Source organism: Kitasatospora sp. NPDC001660 (assembly GCF_053596725.1).
This window is the reverse complement of the sequence record NZ_JBSFGU010000010.1, coordinates 124873-147018: the sequence shown is the minus strand read 5'-3', so window position 1 is coordinate 147018 and position 22146 is coordinate 124873. Positions and strand designations below refer to the sequence as shown.

The following is a 22146-nucleotide window of genomic DNA, read 5'->3' as shown; positions in this document are numbered from 1 at the left end:
GGCGCAGGACATGAAGCTCGACTCGATGTACCAGGACATCATCCTGGACCACTACCGCAACCCCCACGGCAAGGGGCTGCGGGACGGCGACGCCGAGGTGCACCACGTCAACCCGACCTGTGGCGACGAGATCACCCTCCGGGTGAAGCTCGACGGCGCGACGGTCGCCGACGTGTCCTACGAGTCCCAGGGCTGCTCGATCAGCCAGGCCAGCGCCTCGGTGCTGAACGACCTGGTGGTCGGCAAGACGGTGGGCGAAGCGCAGGCCGTCCAGGAGGCCTTCCTGGAGCTGATGCAGAGCAAGGGCCAGGGCGAGGGCGACGAGGAGGTGCTGGAGGACGCGGTCGCGTTCGCCGGCGTCTCCAAGTACCCGGCCCGGGTCAAGTGCGCCCTGCTGAGCTGGATGGCCTGGAAGGACGCCACCGCCCAGGCCCTCGCCCACCCCGCCAACGACTGACCCGAGCAGAGGAGGACAGACCATGAGTGACGAAACCCCCTCCGCTGTGGAGGAGCAGCCGGGCGGCATCGTCGGCACCACCGCCGGCACCGTCTCCGTCGAGGACCTGACCGAGGCCCTGATGGACGTCGTCGACCCCGAACTGGGCATCGACGTCGTCAACCTGGGCCTGATCTACGGCATCCACATCGACGAGTCGGACGTGGCCACCATCGACATGACGCTCACCTCGGCGGCTTGCCCGCTGACCGACGTCATCGAGGACCAGGCCAAGACCGCGACCGACGGCCTGGTGAAGGACCTGCGGATCAACTGGGTCTGGATGCCGCCGTGGGGCCCGGACAAGATCACCGACGACGGCCGTGAGCAGCTGCGCGCCCTCGGCTTCAACGTCTGACGGACGGGCCATTTGTTAACCCGCTGCCGCGCAAACCGGAAGGTTTGCGCGGCAGCGGTGTTTCCGTGCCCCCGCTTGGCCCGCCGCCGGGTGAACACCCGCACGTGATCTGCTTCGTTGAGCAGGTTCACCGCCGTTCCCCACCATCCACCCCCCCACCCGTCGGAAGCGAGAGGACCCTGTCCCACCGGTGCCCGTTCGGGCTGATGGGAGAGCGTGTCTCAGGCTGCGATGTGTGCAGGCCGACTGCCGGTTCTTGCGGAGTACAGGGCAGTTCGGACTCGGGCGGCACCTGCGGTGGCCACGTCCGCGCCCTTGCGGGCCGCGGGGGCTCGGGTGGTCAGGCCGGCGCACGGACGGCAAATGCCCGGTCGTGGCACGGTGTCGTGGCGCTTGGCGCACTCGGCGTATCGGGCCGGTGGCCGTGCAACGGGCCGGGCGGGCGGCATCTTGTGCTCCAGACGGTAGCGGAGCACGGCGGCCGCCGAGTGCATCGGAGTGGGCAGGCCCGGCAGCAGGGCGTGCGCGAGGTCGGCTGCGGTGCAGCCGCGCGCCAGCCACTGCGCCACCAAGGGTGCCAGTTCCCGTGCTTCGGCCTCGCCCAGGCGTAGGCGGGGCTCGGGGCGGATCACGCGGAACAGGGTGGCCACCGCTTCGCGGAGTTGCTCGTCCGGCACGACCGCAGGCTCCTGTTCAGCGTCTTCCTTCTGTCCTCCCGTCCTCGCCTGCGGCTCTTCGGCCCGCCCGGTGGGGAGGGAGGTTTCTTTCGCCCGGTCCTTTACGAGGGCGTCAGCACCGCCGGTGGCCGCTCCGCCGGGAACCGGACGGGTGGTACCCGGTGGCGCGAGCTGCGGGGTGTCGTAGACGTGGGTTTCGGTGATGATCGTGCCGTCGGGCATGCGGATCTTCTCGATCCGGTAGTAGCCGGCCTCGGTCAGCTCCTTCAGGGCCTTGCGGATCGCGCCTCGGCCCTGGGGGCTGGTGTCGGCCATGTGCCGTCCGTCCTCGCGCCACCTGTCGGGGCGGGATAGGAGGTCGGCGAGCAGGCCTCGGGCGGTGTAGCTCAGCCGCCGGTACTGGAGCAGGGCGTTGGGCAGCACGGTGAAGTTGCGCACGTGGGCGCTACGATGGACGCGCATCGGGAGTGTCAGCTCCTGTTGCCGGACCCCGGGGTGTTACCAGCACCGCCGGGGTCACCTGTTTTCGGTTGGATTACGGAACATACCACGACACTTGACGCAGTGTGAGACGTTCGCGACATTCAGTGCGTGACCAGTGCGCTGACGTAGCTACCGAATTGCGGTTACCTGGCGGCGAGATGGACCCCGCGTCCGACCGCCTCGCGGAGGACCGTGGCGATCTCCTGGGGCAGGAGGTTGGTCGCGTCGAGGGCTTCGGTGGTGAGGGGGATCTCCTCCAGGAGGTACTCGCCCCGGCCTTCCTGGCTGAACTCTGGCCCGGTGCGGTCCTCGAAGCTCCACTTCTCGATGCTGGCGAGGTAGAAGTCCTGGCGCTCGTCGTCGGCCTCGATGGTGTGGAGGAGGCTGAGGATCTCCGCCTCGCCCGCGATCTCCTCGCGGACCTCGCGCAGCAGGGCCTCCTCGGGGCTGGCGTCGGTCGGTTCGATCTTGCCGCCGACAATCACCCAGTACGGGTCGATGCCGGGGCGGATGCGCTTGATCAGCAGCATGGTGTCGTTCGGGGTGAGGAGAACGGCGCGGACGCGGTGCTGCATGGTGGTCTCTTCCTGGTCTCGGTGGTGTGGGGCGGGTCAGTGGAGGAGCCAGCCGCCGTCGACGTGCAACGACTGGCCGGTGATGAAGGACGCGCTGGGGCCGGCGAGGAAGGCGACCGCGGCGGCGACGTCCTCGGGGCGGCCTCGGCGCTGGACGCACTGGCGACGGATCTGGTCCTCGGGTCGGGCTCGGTGGTGGGCGGGCAGGTCGTTCTCCGCCTCGACCTGGATGGCCCCGGGTACGACAGTGTTCACGCAGATCCCAGCCGGTCCAAGTTCCCTGGCCAGCGACCTGGTGAGGCCGAGGAGTCCGGCCTTGGCGGTGCTGTAGGCGGTGAGTCCGGGGCGGCCGGCGCGGGCGTTGACGCTGCCGACGTTGACGATCCGGCCCCACCGGCGGGCGGCCATACCGGGGCTAATGGCCCGGCAAGTGCGGTAGTGAATGGTCAGGTTGGACTCGATGGCGCGCGCCCACTCGTCCTCGCCGAGCTCGTCCCATGGGATGCGCGGGTAGGCGCCCGCGTTGTTGACGAGGACGTCGACCGGCCCGAGTTCGGACTCGACCTGACTGGCCAGCGCGGCGACGGCGTTCGGGTCGGTGAGGTCGGCGCTGACCTCGATGCCGCTGCGGCCCTCGCGCCGCACGTCAGCGAGCACGGTGCGGGCCTGGTGGATCTGCGCGAGGTGGTTGACGGCGACGGAGGCGCCGGCGGCGGCCAGGGCTCGGCCGATCGCGGCGCCGATCCCGGTGGCTCCGCCGGTGACCAGGGCCACCCGGCCTTGGAGCGGCAGGGCGGCGATGGGCAGTTCAAGCGGCATGGGTGTGGTCATCGTCGGTCCGATAGTCGGGGCCGGTGGCCGGCGCGGGCTGGGTGCAGGTGAAGGTCTCGCAGATGGTCTCGGGCTGCTGGGTCTCGGCGAGCTTGGCCAGGAGCAGGAGGAGGTCGTGGCCGGTGAGGCGGCCCGGCGGGATCACGCCGAGGATCCGGAGGGCGAGGAAGTAACGGATCTGGGCGAGGAAGCGGTCCGGGTCCAGCCCGGCGGCGGGCGCGAGGTCGGCGCGAACACGCTTCAGCAGGCGGTCGATTGCGGCTTGGCGCCCGGCGCCGACCGCCCAGGTGTAGCGGACTTCCAGGCGGCGGTGGCGCTCGTCGTGGTCGACGTGTTCGAGGTGCGGGGTGGTGACCGGCGGAAGGTGCAGCGGCAGGGTGCGGGCGTACACGTCGGGCTGGTAGGTCGGTACGAGCCAGCCACCCATGCCCAGCAGGTACCAGAGGAGGATGGCGATTTCCCCGGCGAGCGTGTTGCGTCCGGCGTACTCGAAGTCGAGCCAGCACAGCGGGTCGGCGATGTTCGGCTCGGTCGGGTCGCCCTGGGTGAGCGCGGTAACCCAGGTACGGGCGGAGCAGAGTGCTTCGCGGGCTTCCCAGATGATGGCAGGCAGGTCGAGCCGCATCGGGACGCCGTTCACGACGAGGATGTGGCCGGTGAGAGCGTGCATGGGCAGCGGCTGGTCTGTGCGCGGGGCGGGGACGGCGAGCTGGCCGGACAGGTACCAGGTGTCGATCCGCCCGCTGGGACGGATGCGGTCCAGGTAGAGGCCGGGCACGCAATTCGTGAGCTGCGCGGCGCGACCGCTGTCGGCGACTGCGGCGAGCAGGCTGTCGCAGACGGCGTCGATCAGCGCGGTGACTCGTGGCAGGGCGCTCACGTGCCGGTCGGCGGTGGCGATGACGTCGCCGAGCAGCATGCTGCACCGGCCGGTGGCGAACACGTCCTCGTAGGCCACGACGTGTTTGCCCGCTGCCCGGCTGCGGCCCAGCAGCCGGGGCACCAGCAGCGTGCGGGCGGTGGCCTGCCAGCCCTGGACCTCGGCCTCCGCTGCGGCGGGGGCGAGGATCTTGCGGAAGGCGGGGGTGGCGGGGTCGTTCATGGGCGGCTCGTCGGTAGGGCGATGGTCCCCAGCCAGTGGCCCAGGACGATGTTGGCCAGATCCACCGCCTTCTCGCGGTCCTCGCGGGCCTGGCGGCGCAGGTCGGCGTCGGTGGCGGGCTCGCGGTCGAGGAAGACGCCCAGCGCGTCGTCGTCCGAGGCGCGTTCGGTGCCCTCGAAGCGGAGCATCACCTTGGCCAGCAGAGCGGTGATCTTGAACAAGGCGCGGAGGTCGGGAGCGCCCTTGAGGAGCTGGCGGCGGATCTCGATGGCGGCCTGCACACCGGCCTCGACGCTGGCCGCTACATCGCCAGCCGCGTCCGGGGCGGGCAGGGCCAGGCCGGGGCGGCACCAGAGCGGCACGAGGGAGCCGGAGCCGATCAGCATGAGGACGTGCAGCAGGCGGGAGGTGACCGCCCCGGTGCGGCACTCGTCCTGGGTCAGCACGGTCAGGCCGAGCTTGACGCCACCGAGTTCGGCTTCGAGTTCGGCGAGGGCCTGCCGGAGCCTGGGGAGGCTGTCCTGCTCTGCGACGACGAAGACATCCAGGTCGGACCACCCGTGCTGGTACTTGCCTCGGGCTCCGCTGCCGGTCACAGCGAGGAGGTCGATGACCGGCGGCACCTGGACGGTGGTGCGGTCCAGCAGCTCGGACAGGTAGGACTCCAGGTGGACGGGCAGGCCCAGCGTGTTCACCGGCGTGGTGGCCGGCCTGCGAAGCGGCCACCGGCGGGCCAGGGCGATCCCGTCGAGGCGGCGCTCCAGGTGCAGGCGGCTGTGGTTGTTGTCGATGACCTCCTGCGCGAGCGAGGCGATCCCGGCCGCACCACGGCGGCCCTTGACGGCGTCGCGCTCGACCACGTCCTCGGGCCCGGCGGTGCCGCGTTCGGTCCGGACCTCCGGCGTCGCGTCGACGTACACCACGGTCAGTTGCTCGCCGAGCATCCGCCGCAGTTCGGCGGTCGCGTCCTGGTCGTGCAGGGACTCGATGGTGATGTGGTCCAGGAAGTGGTGGGCCGCACAGAACCGGTCGAGGGCGTCGACCAGCAGCTCGGCGCGGACCACCGCCGGGATCTCGTACGGGGTGGCGATGCCGCCGCGCTGGGCGGCGTCCTCGATCAGGTAGCCGATCTTGAGGCGGGCGTATCCGTGCCTCACCCGCAGGTACTCGCCGACCGTGCTCTTGCCGCTCTCCGACATGCCGCCGAGCGCGACCACCCGCACCCCCGGCAACGCGCGAGGCGGCACGACCGGGGTGACCGGGTGCAGAACCCGGCGGATCTCGTCCTGGACAGCCACGACCCGGCGCTCGCCAATCACGATGGTCTCGGCCCACCGCCCTTCGCCGACCAGGCGGTGCATCTGCAGGTGGAGGTGCCGCTGGTAGTCCGCGTAGATCGGGGTGACGTGCCGCTCGCGGGAGAGGCTGCGGGAGGTGCCGATCACCAGATCGTCGTCGTGCAGGAGCACGATGCCGTACTCGGCCGCCTCAGCGACGCGCACGTCGGCGGCATAGGGCTCCAGGAGCTTGCCGGCCCGCTCCGCGGCCTCCTCGGGGTCGAGCCGTTCGCGCACTGCGACGGTCGCGGCCAGCGAGGCTTCCAGCATCGGCATGCCCCGGTCCATCAGGCGCACGGGCGCGGCGGCGGGCCCGCGGGAACGCTCCAGGTAGGAGCTAGCGAGCACGTCGGTCACCTCCTCGATCGGGCCGCGCTCGAACCACCAGGCGCCCATGCCAGTGGACTTGATGCCGTCCCAGCGCGGGTCGTAGTCGTCCAGCGGTCCGGTGGCGTGGCCAGCGGGGCCGAGTCGGCGGGCCAGGATGCCGATCTGCTTGGTCTTGCCGACGTTGTCGGGACCGCTGAACGCGATCGTGACGGGCCGGGAAGGCGTGGGGTCGTGCTCAGGGGAGATGGACACGATTTCCTCCAGGGACTGCACAACGTCTGTGGGGCAGCGGCCCTCGGCCGGGCGCCGCGATGACGCCCGGCCGAGGGCCGGATCGGGCTACCGGCCCGGGTACGGCGGCTGCGGCGGACCCGGCGGCGGTGGGGGCGGAGGCGGCGGGGGCGGCGGAGGCTGCGGGGCCTCCGAGATCGGTACGGCGATCTGCGGCATGTCGAATCTCCCTTCGGTGCGATGGGATTCCGGCCCGGCGGGTCGCCGAGGCCGGCGAATGTGGGCGGCTCCGGCTGCGGGGGTTCACCCGAGCCGCCGGTCCCGCCTCGGGCCGGTGTGCGGTGGATGCCGAGGCGGGGGGTATTGGGGTCAGGTGGGCGGCAGTGTGTCCGGCACCGACGTGGAGGAGCCAGCGCGGTCCATGGCGTCCGCCTCGACGTCGTGCTGGATCGGGATCGACAGCAGCCCGAGGACGACGGCATGGCCGAGTACCCACAGCGCGGTGAGCGTGGTGCCCACCGGGTCGCGGTCTGCGCTGCGGTGTCGGCCGCTCACGCCCGGTCCACGGCGATGTCCGCCCACGTCGTCTTGCCGTGCGGCTCCAGGTCGACGCCCCAGACAACGGCCAAGCGATCAACCAGGGCCAAGCCGCGGCCGGACTCCGCGTCGTGGGCGGCGCCGATCAGGACCGGCAGGGCACGGGATCCGTCCCGTACGGAGATCCGCACGGCCTGGCCGGCGCGATTGGTCACCCGGGCGACGCCGACCCGCATCTCGGTCATGCAGCCGGTCTTGGCCGCGTTGGAGACCAGCTCCGTGACGACCAACTCGGCGTCGTCGGCCAGGTGACCCAGCTCCCAGTCCGCGAGCGCGTCGCGGACCAGCCGGCGCGCCGCAGAGGCGGACTGCGGCTCGTACGGCAGCTTGGCCGTCGTGGGCCGCGCGAGTGGTTCCGTTCTGGTCAGCGTCTCGGTGGTCACGGTCCGCTCCTGGTCGCCAGGGCTGTCTGCTCCGGACAGCGGGGGCTGTCCGGGCGGCAGCGGTCGGAGTCAGCCGCCCGAGGCTTCCCTGGAGCCGGTGTCGACTCTCGACCCGAGCGGCTGACACCAAGTCAACCGGCGTTCCTTCGCCCAAGTCCCTGTCTCGGATGGTCGGTTGTCTTTACCGTGTTTACTGCCACCCGGCGCCGAGGAAGGGAGTGGTCATGGCGCAGCCTGTGACGAACCACCAGCTCGAAGCGGCCATTGCCGACGCCGACATGACCTTCGACGCCCTCGCCCGAGGCGTCGTCCGAGTGGCGGCCGAGGTCGGTGTCCACCTGCGGACGAACCCGTCCACGGTCCACAAGTGGCTGCGTGGCGCCGATCCGGAGGGCGACACTCCCGCATTCATCTGTGAGGCGCTGTTCCGCAAGACGGGACGGCTCTACACCCCAGCCGAACTCGGGCTACGGTCGGTGGAAGAATCCGATCCGGGCCTCGGGCTGTCCATCGGCCCCGACCCGGTGGGCGTCCTCGCACGGGTGTGGAGAGCTGATTTGGACCGACGAAAGTTCCTGGCCGCCTCGGCGTACTCCGTCGCCGCGATGCACCTGCCCCTGGAGTACGTCCGCGAGAGCGCCGAACGCACCGCAGCTGTTCGAAGCGGCGCCGTCGCCGGGGCCGCCGAGGTCGCCGCCGTCCGCGACATGATCAGCATGTTCACCGAGATCGACGAGCGCCACGGCGGCCAGCACGGCCGCTCCGCCCTGATCCAGTACCTGCGATCCGATGTCGCCGCCCTGTGCCGGGGCACCTTTCGCACCCACGAGGACCGCCAGCAGATGCTCTCCGCCGCAGCAGTCGGCGTGCACCTGGCCGGTTGGAAGGCGTACGACGCCGGCGAACAGGGCCTCGCTCAGCGCTACTACCACCAGTCGTACGCGCTCGCCGTCGAGTCCGAGATCGTCGGCCACGACGCCTTCGTCCTAAGGACCTTGGCCCAGCAAGGCATGAAGCTCCGCCACCCCGCCCAGACGTTCGCCCTGTCCGAGAGCGCGCTGTCGCGTGCCACCGGGCGGGTGGACGCCGGCACCGAGGCCATCTTCACCATCACCCACGCCCACGGCCTCGCCGCCACCAACCAGCGGCGCCCGGCGATTCAGGCCATCCAGCGTGCCCAGGACCTGCTGGAGGCCTCGAACGGAGACGACGTGCCGTTCTGGGCCCGCTCCTGGGGGCCAGCCCGCGCCATGGTCAACTCCCGGAGCGCCAAGGTCTTCTCCCGTCTCGGCGATCGCAAGGGAGCGGCCGAGAACTACGCAGCGGCCGCCGCAACGCGGCCGGCCACGACGTATGCACGCATCCTCGCCCTCGACCTGGTTGCCCAAGCCGAGATGGAACTCGCCAACGGCGGCATCGAGCAGGCATGCGCGACCTGGAACCGTGCACTCGACGCCATGGCCGGCGTGCAGTCCGCCCGGACCCGTCGCTCGGTGATGGAGATGCGCAAGAGCCTCGCCCAGTTCAAGAACCGCGGAGCCTCGGCAGCTCAGGAGCTCGATGAGCGAGCAGTAGCCTTCCTGACCTGAGCGGCCAGCGGTGCAGTGAGCGGGCTCTGGGGCGGCCACCCACGGGGTGGCCGCCCCAGATATAAAACTGCCGGACGTCGGTTACACCGGTGCCGCCATGAACTTCGTCCGCATCGATGCCTGGCTGATCGGCGCGCCCGGTGCCCGTACTCGAACTCTCCCAGCTGGCAGCGCTCCGCCCCGCTGGATCGCATCCAGCGGGGCGGAGATAGGACCACAATTTCGCCGACAGAGTCCAGCGGCCGAGGCGGGCTCCTTCCACATGGTGAGGACGCCCGTGCTTGAAGTTGTTCCTTGCGTCTCTGGTGGCCAGGGCGGACGAACCAGGCTTCGGGATGAGTCGTCAACCTGCTGCAGCGCAAACCGCTTCTTCGAGGGAAAGGGTTGAGAGGCAGGTGTGTCTGTCTGTGCGCGGTCAAGGCGGGCGCATGTCGCCCGTTGTGGCGTTCGGGCACAGGACCCTGCCTGAGTCTGCGGCAGGACGGGGCCCTCTTGTTTCCGGCAGGTACGTCGCCCTGCTTCATCAGCGCCGCGCGCCGCTTGGCGGTGCGCGGCGGGGGCGGGGGCGGGCACCCGCCGGCAGGCGGGTGGGGGGGTGGATGGTGGGGAACGGTGGTAGAGCTGCTCAATGGAGCAGGCGATGCGCGGGTGTTCGCCTGCTGACGGAAATGCCGTTGCCCGGGACTTCCGTGGAGGAAGTTCCGGGCAACGGCGTTCGGGTGGTGAGGCTCAGGCGCGCTTGGGTTTGCGGGCCACTGCGACGGCCAGGGCGGCGCAGAGGACGGCGGCGACGGTGGCGAAGCCGCTGACGGCGGGGAGGAGGCCGTAGGCCTGGACCAGGGCGCCCACGCCGATGATGGGGAGGGAGCTGCCGAGGTAGACGATGATCCAGAGGGCGCTCAGTTCGGAGCCCCGGCGTTCCGGATTCATCGCGGCGACGGCGGTGGTGAAGAGGGAGCGGAACGCCACGCCCTGGCAGATGCCGCCGAGGACGCTGCCGATGAAGAGCAGCGCGGGGGTGCCGGTGTAGCCGGCGGCGACCACCAGGCCGAGGCCGGTGGCCAGGCCGGTCATGCCGAGGGCGATCACCGTGCGGTCGGCGGTCGGCGGGACGATCAGCTGGGCGGCGGCCGAGGAGCCGAGCAGCAGGGCGGCCACGATCGCGCCGGTCAGGTGCGAGGGGGTGTGCAGCAGCTTGGCGGAGAAGGCCGGGGCGAGGGCCAGGTAGACGCCGAAGACCCCGTACGAGACGAATCCGGCGGCTGCGGCGAGCAGGAACTCGCGGCGGCCGGTGACCGGCAGGGCGAGCCGCTGCGGGCGCAGGTGGGCCGGGGTGGTGATCCGGGGCGGGGAGGCCGGCGGGCGGTTGCGGCCGGGCATCCGGGGGTGGACGACCGCCAGTGGCACGCAGAGCGCCAGCAGGGCGATGGCGTGCAGCAGGAAGGGCGTCAGCAACGGGTCGGAGCCGCCGGACAGCAGGGCGCCGACGATGGGGCCGAGTGCGACGCCACCGGCGGAACAGGCCAGGGTGAGCTTGGCGGCGAGCGTCGGGTGGTCGGGCAGCAGGTCGCCGAGGGCGGCCCCGGCGGCGCCGGTGGACAGGCCGACGGCGATGCCCTGGACGGCCCGGCCGGCGGCGAGCTGCCAGAAGCTGCCGGAGGTGGCGAAGACGACGTCGCCGGCGGCGGCCAGTGCGACGGCCGGCAGGATCAGGGCGCGGCGGCCGAGCAGGTCGGACCAGTGGCCGACCACGGCGAGGACCGGGACCAGCGCGAAGACGTAGATCGTGAACAGGATCGTGGTGTCGAGCGGGCCGAGGCCGAGGCGCTGCTGGAGGAGCGGGTAGATCGGCGTCGCCAGGTTGGCACCGATCAGCAGGAACAGCAGGGCGGCCGCGACCAGGCCGACGCGGACTCCGCGCATCGCGTTCCAGCGGCTGATCGCGGAGAGCTGGAGCTGGGCGCGCGGCGCGAGCTCCAGGGGAAGCAGGGCCTCCGACAGTCGGCGTCCGTCGAGCTGCGCGGTGCGCAGGCCGGGGCCGGCGGGGGAGAGGTCCGCCATTTCAGGGGTCTCCTGTGGCTGGGCCCCACCGGGGCGGCTGGGTGTGCCGGCGCGCCCGTCCTGAGGCGCTGTGGTGGTGGCCGCGGTGCGGGCTCCCTGATGGAGCGGATGAGTGTGGCAGGTCCCCTCCCGCCCGCTGGGGACGTGGAGGGCGAGGGCTTCGTTGCCCGGTGGCCCGCGCGGGGTTGTGCACGGTGCCAATAGCGAAGGATAAGGGGTGGGCGCACGATCGCGGCGCGCGCCCCTCGGGGCCGGGCATCGGGGGTGCCCGACCTATACGCTGAGGTAGTGGACCGGTACGCCGTGCTGACGGGCGGACCGCTGGCTGAGGGAGAACGCGAGGCGATGGCCGGACGACGTCGGAAGAACGCAGGGGCCTCGGCGGGAGAGGGCGCGGCCGAAGCGGTTCTGCCCGCGGACCTGGAGCTCCAGGACCTCTACGGGGCGTTCGCCGCGCACGGACTGGACGACGAGGACCTGGACGACGCGGCCGTCCTGGTGCCGCCGGTGAAGCTGCCCGCCGAGCGGGAGCTGGCCGAACAGGCGAAGGCGGTCCCCATGTTCGGGTACGCGCTGGCGCTGGCCCGCTGGGCCGCCCCGCACCGCGCGGTGGACGAGTTCGGCGACCTGACCGTCCCGGACCGGGCTCCGGCGGCGCGGCTGCTGGGCCTCGCCCCGGCCGAGGGGGAGGTGCCGGAGGAGGCCGAGATCGAGGCCATGCGGGCCTGGTCGCTGGCCTGTGACCTGGACCTGGTGGAGATCGGGACGACCGCGGCCGGCGAGCACGTCGCCGTGCCCGGCCCGGACCTGGAGCCGGCGGAGGAGGGGGATCCGGACACCGTCCTGGAGCTATGGCTGACGGCCGCCGGGATCGTCCGTGAGCTGGCCGTGGAGGCCGACTCGATGCCGGAGGAGGAGGGGGAACGAGCCGGGCGCGCGGAGGCCGGGGAGGGCGAGGAGGAGGACGCGCTCTCCGAGGTCGAGGAGGCCCGAGACGCCGCCGCCGAGCTGCTCGACGAGGCGCTCCAGGTGCTGTACGAGACGACCGCCTTCGCCGAGCCGGGCAACGAGACCGTGCCGCTGGGGGTGCTGGCCGCGCTGCTGGTGGTGCCGGAGGGGGAGGAGCCGAGCGAGGAGCTGCTCGGCGACATCACCGACGTGATGGTCGCGCTGGACCCGATGCTGGGCGACCTCGCCGAGCTGGGCCTGCTGGACTACCGCCCGATCGACCCGGAGCTGTTCGACGAGGAGGAGGGCGCCGAGCAGGAGGGTGCCCCCGTCGTCGGGGAGGCGCCGCTGGACGAGGAGGAGTCGGCGCGGTTCGGGCTGGTCCGGCTGACCCCGCTCGGACAGTACGGCATCCGGCAGTGGCTGCTGGAGGACGGCTACGACGCGCCGCTGGTCGGCGAGCTGGCCAAGGGCGACGCGGCCGAGCTGCTGCGCGGGGTGTGCGAGTCGGCCAACGTGCTGCCGGAGGAGGAGCTGCGGGTGTGGCTCGTCGGCCGGGAGCCGGTGGTGGCGGCGCGCGAGCTGCTGGCGGCGGCGCGCGGCGGCGACGCGTACGGGCCGATGCGCCGGATGCTCGGTGTCTCGGCGCTGAACATGCTGGGGGCACCCGCCGAGCCGGCCGTCCGGGAGGTGCTGGACGACCCGGAGCTGGGTGGTGCCGCGCGGGCCTGGCTGACCTCGCTGGGTGCGGCGGACGTGCCGGTGCCGGATCGGGCGATGGCGCTGTGGACGGTGGTCGACACCTTCGCCGCCCAGCTGCTCGACAGCGGCGGCGACGCCGAACTGCTGCGCGAGCTGATCGCCGACGTGCCCGTCACCAGCGATCCGGCGGGGTACTTCGGCGAACTGTGGCGGGTCGACCACGCGTACACGGCGGACGTCCTGGAGGCGATCGGGGAACTGCACACCGACCGCACGGTGGCCAAGGAGGCGCGCAAGGCGGCCTTCAAGGCGCGGTCGAGGAACTAGCGGGCGGAGGTCACGGCAGGTCGAGCGAGCCGTCCTCGGTGAAGGGGAAGAACGGGTTGTGGGCCAGCTCCCAGAGGTGGCCGTCCGGGTCCTCGAAGTAGCCGGAGTAGCCGCCCCAGCTGGTCGTGGCCGGCGGCTTGACCACGGCGGCGCCGGCCGCGACGGCCGTCTCCAGGGCGGTGTCCACCAGCGCGGGGGACTCCAGGTTCACCGCGAGGGTGACGCCGCGGAAGGACGGCTCGCCGCCGCCCGGCACGCCGGCGTCGGCGGCCAGCTCGTCGCTCGGGAACAGGCCGAGCACCGAGTCGGCGGTGCGGAACCAGACGATCTCCGGGCTGGAGGCGGCGGAGCGCCGCCAGCCGAGGGCCTCGTAGAAGCGGGCGCTGCGGTCGAGGTCCGAGACGCCGAGGGTGACGATGCTGATCCGGGCGGGGAAGGTGCTCTGTGCTGTCATGCGGCCAGGGTAGGGAGGGCGGCTGACAACCGGCCGTCCTGACACGGCCGGCGTCCGACGGCCCGTGCGGGAAGCGGGAGCTGATGACCCGGCAGCTCCCGGGCACGTAAGGTGGCGGGGGCGGTGCGGGTGCGAGGACTCGGGGGTGCGGCACAGGATGATGCGGGAGAGCGGCGGCAGGCCCCAGGAGTGGCGCGGGACACCGGAGGCCGGCCGGCACGCCCCGGACGCGCGCGAGCGGGCGGACCGGCTCGTCCAGGTGGAGGAGTTCACCCGCCGGACCCTGGCCGCCGCCGACTTCCCGGTCTACGGCGTCGCGGCCGGGCTCGACCGGGCGGGGGACGCGCTCGCCGCGTTCGAGACCAACGGCGGCCGGCTGGACTGGGTCGAGGTGCAGTCGGGCGACTGGAGCTCGACGGCGGGGCCGTACGTCACCGTCCGCACCTACCGGCCGGGTGCCGAGCGCTGCGTCGTGCTGCCCGAGCTGGAGGACGTCGTCGAGGACGAGCGCGACCGGGTCTACGACCACCTCGGGATCGACGAGGGTGACGGGCCCGGGCGGGCCCGGGCGCTGCGCGGGTGGATCACCGTGGACGGCGAGCCGTGCGCCGTCGAGGTGCACGAGGACCGGCCGGTGCTGTGGCCGGGGACGCCGTCGACGGAGGCCGGCGGGCCCGGGCCGGTGTGGGCCGGGCGGCTGCGGATCGGCGGGCTCACCGTGACGGTGTGCGGGCGCGGGGTGGCGCCCGGCGGGCTGGAGCTCGGCCGGATCGGGGACGTGGAGCGGTACCTGCACGGCCGCAGCGAGCTGCTGCACGAACTGGCGTCCCGGCACGCGGAGCGGGTGCCGGTCGAGGAGCGCGAACTGCCGCCGGTGCACGGGCTGGAGGCGCACCGGGCGCTGATCGGGCAGACCATCGCCGAGTCGGCGGCGATGGAGGCGCAGGTGCGGGCCGGGCGGCCGCCGCGACTGCCCCGCGGACTGCGCGGGGAGGCGTGCGCGGTGCGCTGGGAGTCGGCGGTGCGCCAGCAGATGCGGCTCGCCTCGGAGACCCGGGAGGAGGCGCTGGCTGCCGTGACGTCGATGGTCAACCACCTGGAGCGGCTCGCCCGGCAGACGCACTGGGCGATCGGGACGCCGGAGGGTGCGGCGGCCGTCGAGGAGGTCGTCCGGTACACGGTGTTCGCGAGCGAGGTGGCGAGCCTGACGGCGCAGCGGGCGTGGGAGCAGCTGTGGCGGGACCGCTCGGGCGGCGGGCCGGAGGGCTGGGAGGCGCAGCGACTGGCCGAGCAGCTGTGGCTGTCGGCCTGGGAGCAGTGGCGGATGCGAACAGGGTGAAGCGAAGGCCGTGTGACGGCAGCGGGCTGACAAGCGGTCACCTTCGTGCGGCGTGCGGCGTGCGGCGTGCGGTGACGGGCTCCGGGCCGCCCGTGGTCAGTCGTCCGCGGGCAGCCGCAGCTGCAGCATCGCCAGCAGGCGCTGCTGCGGCTGGGCGAGGTCGATGCCGGTCAACTGCTCGGCGCGGCGCACCCGGTAGCGCAGGGTGTTGGGGTGGATGTGCAGGGCGTCCGCGGCCACCCGGACCTCGCCGAGCGCGTCCAGCCAGGCGAGCACCGACTCGGCGAGCCGGGTGCCGTGCCGCCGGTCGTAGGCGGTGAGCGCGGTCAGCCGGGGGTCGCGCAGGCCGCCGCGCTCCTGGAGCAGCGCGAGCATCTCGCTCACCAGCACCTCGGCCTGGACGTCGATCAGCGCGGCCACGTCGAGGTCCACCCCGCCACGGCCCATCGCGTCGAGGATCCGGTCGGCCTGGGCGCGGGAGTCCGGCACCTGGGCGAGGCCGTCCACGGTCGAGCCGATCGCGGCCCGCAGCGGCACACCGAGGTGCTCCCGGGCCGCCTCGACCACCTCGAAGGCCCAGTCCCGGACGGTCGTCATCGGCAGGCCGGACGGGAGTTCGGGCAGCAGCACGTACACCCGGGACTCGATCGGGGCGAGCAGCGCGGTGCGGTGCCGGGCGGCGGTGTGCACCGAGATCAGGCCGGTGATGTCGGAGCGGTGCAGCGCCTCGGTGGTGCGGGCGCCGTACGCGAGCACGGTGGCCGGACGGCGCAGGTCCAGGCCCAGGTGGGTGGCGAGCGACTGCGGGCCGGTGGAGCCCTCCAGCAGGCCGGTGAGCAGGGTCTGGGTGAGCCGCACGTCGGCGGACAACTCGCGGCGCCGGCGCACCAGTTGGGCGGCGGCCACCCGGGCCGCACCGACCAGGGCCTGCTCGGCGAGCGGGGCCAGCGGCTGCGCGCCCTCCTGCACCCAGATGGTGCCGAGCGGCTGCGCCCCGGCCCGGATGCCGATCGCGAGGCGGCGGCGCAGGCCGAGTTCGGGGTGCGGCTCGACCGCGATCGGGGCGTCCGAGGTGCGCAGGTGCTGGAAGATGCCCCACTCGCGGAGCTTGGAAAGGTACGGCTCGGGGCCCTGCCAGCCGAGGATGGAGAGTCGGCGCAGGTCGTCGACCTCGTCCGAGTCGGAGGAGCGGGAGTAGGCGAGCACCCGGCTGGAGGTGTCCTCGATCGAGACGATGCCGTTGGTGAGCACGGCGACGGTCTGGGCGAGGGAGAAGAGGTCGCCCGCGTTGTGCTCGGGGGCGCCGGCGGTGTCGGGGGCGTCCGGGCCGGCGATGATCGCGCGGGCCAGCGAGTCGAGGTGCTCCCAGCGGGTCTCGCGGCGCACCGAGAGCAGGGCGACGCCGGCGTCGGTGGCGGCCTCGCGCAGGGCGTCCGCCTGGCCGGGGGCGTCGAGCTTGACGGCGACGGCCGCCGCGCCGGCCCGGCCGGCGGCGCGCAGGGCCGGGAGGGCGGCGCGGCCGCGGGCGCCGATCGCGAGGACGAGTTCGCCGGGGGCGGCGGTGGGCGGGTCCTCCGGGTCGAGGATCGCGACGTCGCGGACGGGGACGTCCAACCCCTGTGGGGCGGCCTGGAGTTCGACCAGCGGCTCGCCCAGGGACATCAGCAGCCGGCGGAGCGGGAGGCCGGGGGTGGTCACTCAGGCCTCCTTCGGCCGCTCGGACAACGCCGTGTGGTTGATTTTAGCCGGGCGGACAGAGTTGGGGTTCGCCACTCGCAAATAGTTGACTCTGACTATTCAGGGATGGATAGTCAGTACTGACCAAGAGATGAGGATGTCTCGTGGCGAAGCGACGCAAGGTGTCGAACCCGCTGGCCCTGGCCGTCCTGGCCGAACTCATGGCCGAGCCGATGCACCCGTACGAGATGGGGCGCCGGCTCAAGGAGCACGCCAAGGACCGCAACATCAAGTACAACCGCAGCTCGCTGTACATGGTCGTGGAGCAGCTGCGGAAGGCGGGGTTCGTGGCCGAACAGGAGACCGTCCGCGACACCCAGCGGCCGGAGCGCACCGTCTACGCCCTCACGCCCGAGGGCAGGACGGAGCTCCACGACTGGATGCGCGAACTGGTCGCAGAACCGCAGCACGAGTACCCCGCGTTCGGGGTCTCGCTGTCGCTGCTCATGGTGCTCCCGCCGGCCGAGGCCGTGGAGCTGCTGGAGAAGCGGCGGGCCGCGCTGACCGCCGAGGTGGCGGCCATCCGGGCGGAGCTGCACAAGGCCACGGAACAGGGCGTCGGCTGGCTCTTCCTGATCGAGGAGGAGTACCGGGTCGGCGGGCTGGAGACCGAGATCGCCTTCGTCGAGCGCCTCGTCGCACAGCTCCAGGAGCCGGAGTTCGTCCGGACCTGGCACGAGTACTTCGGGAGTCTGCAATGAGCGGAACGCGTACGGCGAAGAAGGCCCTGGTCATCGGCGGCGGCATCGCCGGTCCGGTGATGGCGCTGGCGCTGCGCAAGGCCGGCATCGGGGCGGAGATGTTCGAGGCGTACCAGACCTCCGCCGAGGGCATCGGCGGGACGTTCATGATCGCCCCCAACGGGCTCGGCGCCCTCGCGGTCGTCGGGCTGGAGGCGGAGGTCGGCCGGATCGGCCAGCCGGTCGGCCCGATGGTCGTCGAGGACGGCAAGGGCGGCGTCCTGGCCGAGTTCACCGGCCTCGCCGACCTGCCGCGCGGGCGGCTCATGCGCCGCGCCGAACTGTACGAGGTGCTGCAGCGGCGGCTGCGCGAGAGCGGCATCGGGATCCGGTACGGCAAACGGCTGGTGGGCGTCGAGGAGGGTGCCGACGGCATCACCGCCCGGTTCGCCGACGGCAGCACCGCCACCGGCGACCTCCTGATCGGCGCCGACGGCACCGGCTCCACCGTGCGCACCCTGATCGACCCGGCCGCGCCCCCCGCCCAGTACACCGGCCTGCTCGGCATCGGCGGCTACAGCCCGTACCGGCTGCCCGGCCGGGCCGGCCGGGGCGAGAGCGTGCACTTCGCCAACGGCGCCCGGGCCTTCTTCGGCTACTGGGGGCTGCCGGACGGCGCCGGGACGGCCTGGTTCAGCAACGTCCCGCAGCCCGAGCAGCTGACCCTCGAACAGGTCCGCGCCGTCGGCAACGAGGAGTGGCTGCGCCGGCTGCGCGACCTGCACTCCGACGACCGGCCCGCCCGGGACGTGCTGCGGGTGGCGGACGCCGGCACCATCGAGACCTTCCCGCGACTGGAGATCATGCCGTCCGTGCCGCACTGGTACCGCGGCCGGATGGTGCTGGTCGGCGACTCGGTGCACGCGCCGTCCAACAGCTCCGGCCAGGGCGTCTCGCTGGCCGTCGAGAGCGCCGTCGAGCTCGCCCGCTGCCTGCGGGACCTGCCCGACCACACCGCCGCGTTCGCCGCCTACGAGGCGATGCGCCGGCCGCGGGTCGAGAAGATCGCCGCCGACGCGGCGCGCACCAACCACCAGAAGTCCTCCGGGCCGGTCTCGCGGGTGATGTTCCGGCTGCTCGCGCCGATCGCGATGCGGACGTTCATGAGCCCGGAGAAGATGCTCCGTCCGGTGCACGGGTACCGGATCGACTGGGAGCGGCGGGTGGCTGTCGGAGTGTGAGAGGCAGGCCACCCGGTTGCCGCCGGGGCGTGAGCGGGGGTGCGCCCGGGGCGTGAGCGGCTGCCGGGGCCGCGCGGGCGGCGCCCGTACGGCCCCGGCGGCGGCCCGTGACCGTGCCGTGACGTTGTTCGTCGGGCCGAACAACGCCGTACGGGGGAATTTAGCCGCCCGGCCAATCAAGTGCCCCCGGGTGCAGGAATAGCGTTCGTGCCGTGGTCGACGTGCGACCCGCGTCGGCATCCCCCCGCAACAACGAAGGAGAGCGTGCGCTCATGGACGCTGTGACCCAGGTCCCCGCGCCGGTGAACGAGCCGGTCCACAGCTACGCCCCCGGCAGCCCGGAACGGGCCCGTCTGGAGGCGAAGCTGAAGGAGCTGGGCGGCCAGGAGCCGGTCCAGCTGACCATGACGATCAACGGTGAGCGCCGGATGGGCGGCGGCACCGAGATCCACGTCGTCCAGCCGCACAACCACGCGGCTCGGCTCGGCACCCTGCGCAACGCCACCCAGGCCGACGCGCGGGACGCCATCGACGCTGCCCTGGCCGCGGCCCCGGCCTGGCAGGCGCTCTCCTTCGACTCCCGCGCCGCGATCTTCCTCAAGGCCGCCGACCTGCTGGCCGGGTCCTGGCGCGAGACCCTGGCCGCCGCCACCATGCTCGGCCAGTCCAAGACCGCCCAGCAGGCCGAGATCGACACCCCCTGCGAGCTGGTCGACTTCCTGCGCTTCAACGTGCACTTCGCCCGCCAGATCATGGCCGAGCAGCCGATCTCCTCGGACGGCGTGTGGAACCGCAGCGACCACCGCCCGCTGGAGGGCTTCGTCTACGCCATCACCCCGTTCAACTTCACCGCGATCGCCGGCAACCTGCCGACCGCGCCCGCGCTGATGGGCAACGTGGTGCTGTGGAAGCCGTCCCCGACCCAGCAGTTCTCCGCGCACCTGCTCATGCAGCTGCTGGAGGCGGCCGGCCTGCCCAAGGGCGTCATCAACATGGTGACCGGCGACGGCCTCGACGTCTCCGCCGTCGCGCTCAAGCACCCGGCGCTCGCCGGCATCCACTTCACCGGCTCCACCGCCACCTTCCAGCACCTGTGGCGTTCCGTGGGCGAGAACATCGCCGGCTACCGCACGTACCCGCGGATCGTCGGCGAGACCGGCGGCAAGGACTTCCTGGTCGCCCACCCGTCGGCCGACCCGGCCGTGCTGAAGACCGCGATGACCCGTGGCGCCTTCGAGTTCCAGGGCCAGAAGTGCTCGGCGCTCTCCCGCGCCTACGTCCCCGCCTCGCTGTGGGCCGGCCTGAAGGACGAGTTCGCCGCCGAGGTCGACGGCCTCACCATGGGCGACGTCACCGACCTGGACAACTTCATGTCCGCCGTCATCGACGAGCGCGCCTTCGCCAAGAACAAGGCCGCCATCGACCGCGCCCAGGCGGACCCGCAGGTCGAGGTCCTCGCCGGCGGCACCTACGACGACTCGGTCGGCTACTTCGTCCGCCCGACCGTGCTCGTGTGCCAGGACCCGGCGTCGGAGTACTTCCGCGACGAGTACTTCGGCCCGATCCTCGCCGTGCACGTCTACGAGGACGAGAAGTACGACGAGATGCTGGCGCAGATGGAGTCCGTCTCGGCCTACGGCCTGACCGGCTCGATCATCTCCCAGGACCGCGCGGCCGTCGAGCACGCGATGGAGAAGCTGCGCTTCGCGGCCGGCAACTTCTACATCAACGACAAGCCGACCGGCGCCGTCGTCGGCCAGCAGCCCTTCGGCGGCGGCCGGGCCTCCGGCACCAACGACAAGGCCGGCGCCAAGCAGAACCTCGCGCGGTGGACCTCGACCCGCTCGGTCAAGGAGACCTTCGTCCCGCCGACGGACTACCGCTACCCGCACATGGGCTGACACGCCCTTCGGACCCTTCGGCTCCAGCAGCCATCGGTCACCCGCGACGCCCGGTCCCGCAACCGGGCGTCGCCCCGCCGGGGCGGCGGTTCCACCCCCGTATCCGCCGCCCCGGCCCTTCTGCCACCCTTAGAAGCACCAGTTCCAGGAGTCACGATGCTCCGTTCCGCCCTCCTCGCGGCCTCCCGGTCGCCGCAGGTCCGCACCGTGGTCGAGAAGTTCCCGCCGACCCACGCGATAGTCGAGCGCTTCGTCGCCGGCGAGGCCCTCGACGACGCCGTCACCGCCTGCGACGACCTCGTCGCCACCGGCCGCAAGGTCACCCTGGACCACCTCGGCGAGGACACCCAGGACGCCGCCCAGGCCGCCGGCACCGCCGAGGCCTACGAGCACCTGCTCAAGGCGCTCAAGGAGACCGGCCTCGCGGCCGGCGCCGAGGTGTCCGTCAAGCTGTCGGCCGTCGGCCAGTTCCTGCCGGTGGACGGCGAGAAGATCGCGCTGGAGAACGCCCGGCGCATCTGCGAGGCCGCCGCCGACGCGGGCACCACGGTGACCCTCGACATGGAGGACCACACCACCACCGACTCCACCCTCGCCATCGCGCGCGAGCTGCGGGCCGACTTCCCGTGGCTGGGCGTCGTGCTCCAGGCCTACCTGCGCCGCACCGAGGCCGACTGCCGCGAGTTCTCCGGCGCCGGTTCGCGCGTGCGCCTGTGCAAGGGCGCCTACAAGGAGCCCGAGTCGGTCGCCTTCCAGGGCAAGCACGAGGTCGACCTCGCGTACGTCCGCGCCCTCAAGATCCTGATGGCGGGCGAGGGTTACCCGATGATCGCCTCGCACGACCCGAACATGATCAAGATCGCCGGGCAGCTGGCCCAGTGGAACGGCCGCAAGCGCGACTCGTTCGAGTACCAGATGCTGTACGGCATCCGCCCGGAGGAGCAGCTGCGCCTCGCCGGCGAGGGCAACACCATGCGCGTGTACCTCCCGTACGGCCAGGAATGGTACGGCTACTTCATGCGCCGCCTCGCCGAGCGCCCGGCCAACCTGACCTTCTTCCTGCGCGCGATGGCCACCCGCGACTGACGCGGCGGCCCCGGGCGCCGGAACGGCTCGCACCCCCTGTGTGGGAGGGGGTGCGAGCCGTTGCGCGTTTCTCCGCCCTTACAGGAAGTCCTTGGTGTCCAGCTCGAACTCGAAGGGCGCAGGGAGAACGAGGGGCTCGCCGAAGGCCGCCAGATGGACCTCGGTGTACTCGTCCCGATGCGGCTTGCCGAAGAGGCTGACCCGCGACCTCTCACGGTCGATGAGCAGGTAGAGCGGGATGGCGGCCCGGGCGTAGCAGTGGCGCTTGGTGATGCGGTCCTGGTCGGGCTTGCTGGAGGTCACCTCCGCCACCATGGCGACGCCGTCGGGCTCCATCCAGGGCGGAGCGCCGCGGAAGAGGCGGAGTTCCTCGGGGGCGAACGTGGCATCGGGGATGACGTGGTTCTTCGGGCAGAGACCGCCGCTCACGAGACGGAGGCCCTTGCTGCCGGACACGCTCATGTCGGTCTTGGAACGCCGGATCACCTGCTTGACCAGGTGATTGATGTGGTCCTCGTGATCGCCATCCGGCGGTGGTGCCACGATGATCTCTCCCTCGATGAGCTCGGCACGGAAGCCTTCGGGGGAGTGCAGGCTCAGGAAGCTCTCCAGCAGGATGTCGGCCTGTGATGGGGAGTCCGTGATCGGTTGCTCATGCGCCACAGCACTCATGATGCCCCT

Annotated in this window: 20 protein-coding genes; 9 read left to right on the top strand and 11 right to left on the bottom strand. The window is 72.3% G+C overall.

Annotated elements, in window-relative coordinates; translation table 11 throughout:
- The first annotated feature begins 10 nt into the window (after positions 1–10).
- Entirely contained in the window at positions 11–457 is a 447-nt protein-coding gene (gene sufU, locus ACWCXH_RS14120) for a Fe-S cluster assembly sulfur transfer protein SufU (protein ID WP_380610990.1), read from the top strand.
- Positions 458–479: 22 nt separating this feature from the next.
- Entirely contained in the window at positions 480–854 is a 375-nt protein-coding gene (locus ACWCXH_RS14115; protein WP_449801690.1) for a metal-sulfur cluster assembly factor, read from the top strand.
- Positions 855–1075: 221 nt separating this feature from the next.
- On the opposite strand, the gene ACWCXH_RS14110 is transcribed toward ACWCXH_RS14115, so the two are convergent.
- From ACWCXH_RS14110 to ACWCXH_RS14080, 7 genes are all read right to left on the bottom strand, one after another.
- Entirely contained in the window at positions 1076–1993 is a 918-nt protein-coding gene (locus ACWCXH_RS14110; RefSeq protein ID WP_449801689.1) for a hypothetical protein, read from the bottom strand.
- 164 nt (positions 1994–2157) lie between these two features.
- A complete protein-coding gene (locus ACWCXH_RS14105; RefSeq protein WP_449801688.1) occupies positions 2158–2589 on the bottom strand; it encodes an NUDIX hydrolase in 432 nt (143 codons plus the stop codon).
- Between the two features lie 36 nt (positions 2590–2625).
- A complete protein-coding gene (locus ACWCXH_RS14100; RefSeq protein WP_449801687.1) occupies positions 2626–3420 on the bottom strand; it encodes an SDR family NAD(P)-dependent oxidoreductase in 795 nt (264 codons plus the stop codon).
- On the bottom strand, positions 3398–4522 hold the full coding sequence (locus ACWCXH_RS14095; RefSeq protein ID WP_449801686.1) for a hypothetical protein: 1125 nt from the start codon (positions 4520–4522) through the stop codon (positions 3398–3400). The genes ACWCXH_RS14100 and ACWCXH_RS14095 overlap by 23 nt, the downstream gene beginning before the upstream one ends.
- Positions 4519–6441, bottom strand: a complete 1923-nt coding sequence (locus ACWCXH_RS14090) for a nucleotidyltransferase domain-containing protein (RefSeq protein WP_449801685.1) — start codon at positions 6439–6441, stop codon at positions 4519–4521. Before ACWCXH_RS14090 ends, ACWCXH_RS14095 begins: the two co-directional genes overlap by 4 nt.
- Positions 6442–6789: 348 nt before the next feature.
- Complete coding sequence (locus tag ACWCXH_RS14085; protein WP_449801684.1) at positions 6790–6975, bottom strand: hypothetical protein; 186 nt, start codon at positions 6973–6975, stop codon at positions 6790–6792.
- A complete protein-coding gene (locus ACWCXH_RS14080) occupies positions 6972–7400 on the bottom strand; it encodes an ATP-binding protein (RefSeq protein WP_449801683.1) in 429 nt (142 codons plus the stop codon). Before ACWCXH_RS14080 ends, ACWCXH_RS14085 begins: the two co-directional genes overlap by 4 nt.
- 224 nt (positions 7401–7624) lie before the next feature.
- Between ACWCXH_RS14080 and ACWCXH_RS14075 the strand changes: the two genes are divergently transcribed.
- Entirely contained in the window at positions 7625–8989 is a 1365-nt protein-coding gene (locus ACWCXH_RS14075) for a hypothetical protein (RefSeq protein ID WP_449801682.1), read from the top strand.
- Between the two features lie 729 nt (positions 8990–9718).
- Here ACWCXH_RS14075 and ACWCXH_RS14070 read toward each other — a convergent pair.
- Complete coding sequence (locus ACWCXH_RS14070) at positions 9719–11050, bottom strand: MFS transporter (RefSeq protein ID WP_449801681.1); 1332 nt, start codon at positions 11048–11050, stop codon at positions 9719–9721.
- Positions 11051–11338: 288 nt separating this feature from the next.
- Between ACWCXH_RS14070 and ACWCXH_RS14065 the strand changes: the two genes are divergently transcribed.
- Positions 11339–13027, top strand: a complete 1689-nt coding sequence (locus tag ACWCXH_RS14065) for a hypothetical protein (RefSeq protein ID WP_449801680.1) — start codon at positions 11339–11341, stop codon at positions 13025–13027.
- A 10-nt stretch (positions 13028–13037) separates the two neighbouring features.
- Here ACWCXH_RS14065 and ACWCXH_RS14060 read toward each other — a convergent pair whose 3' ends face one another.
- Positions 13038–13481, bottom strand: coding sequence for a VOC family protein (locus ACWCXH_RS14060; protein ID WP_449801679.1), 444 nt, complete (start codon positions 13479–13481; stop codon positions 13038–13040).
- Positions 13482–13626: 145 nt separating this feature from the next.
- Between ACWCXH_RS14060 and ACWCXH_RS14055 the strand changes: the two genes are divergently transcribed.
- The gene (locus ACWCXH_RS14055; RefSeq protein WP_449801678.1) at positions 13627–14820 is read left to right on the top strand and encodes a hypothetical protein; all 1194 of its coding nucleotides are present in this window, start codon (positions 13627–13629) and stop codon (positions 14818–14820) included.
- 96 nt (positions 14821–14916) lie between these two features.
- Here the strand turns inward: ACWCXH_RS14055 and ACWCXH_RS14050 are convergent, their stop codons facing one another.
- Complete coding sequence (locus ACWCXH_RS14050) at positions 14917–16518, bottom strand: PucR family transcriptional regulator (RefSeq protein ID WP_449801677.1); 1602 nt, start codon at positions 16516–16518, stop codon at positions 14917–14919.
- Between the two features lie 143 nt (positions 16519–16661).
- Between ACWCXH_RS14050 and ACWCXH_RS14045 the strand changes: the two genes are divergently transcribed.
- The 4 genes from ACWCXH_RS14045 (at position 16662) to ACWCXH_RS14030 (ending at position 21465) form a co-directional block, all read left to right on the top strand.
- Positions 16662–17258, top strand: a complete 597-nt coding sequence (locus ACWCXH_RS14045) for a PadR family transcriptional regulator (protein ID WP_449801676.1) — start codon at positions 16662–16664, stop codon at positions 17256–17258.
- Positions 17255–18478 carry an FAD-dependent oxidoreductase gene (locus ACWCXH_RS14040; RefSeq protein ID WP_449801675.1) on the top strand — a complete coding sequence of 408 codons (1224 nt, stop codon included), beginning with the start codon at positions 17255–17257 and terminating at the stop codon, positions 18476–18478. The genes ACWCXH_RS14045 and ACWCXH_RS14040 overlap by 4 nt, the downstream gene beginning before the upstream one ends.
- A gap of 272 nt (positions 18479–18750) precedes the next feature.
- Positions 18751–20379 carry an L-glutamate gamma-semialdehyde dehydrogenase gene (gene pruA, locus ACWCXH_RS14035; RefSeq protein ID WP_449801674.1) on the top strand — a complete coding sequence of 543 codons (1629 nt, stop codon included), beginning with the start codon at positions 18751–18753 and terminating at the stop codon, positions 20377–20379.
- A gap of 156 nt (positions 20380–20535) precedes the next feature.
- Complete coding sequence (locus ACWCXH_RS14030) at positions 20536–21465, top strand: proline dehydrogenase family protein (protein WP_449801673.1); 930 nt, start codon at positions 20536–20538, stop codon at positions 21463–21465.
- Positions 21466–21543: 78 nt separating this feature from the next.
- Here ACWCXH_RS14030 and ACWCXH_RS14025 read toward each other — a convergent pair whose 3' ends face one another.
- Entirely contained in the window at positions 21544–22137 is a 594-nt protein-coding gene (locus ACWCXH_RS14025; RefSeq protein ID WP_449801672.1) for a Uma2 family endonuclease, read from the bottom strand.
- Positions 22138–22146 lie beyond the last annotated feature (9 nt).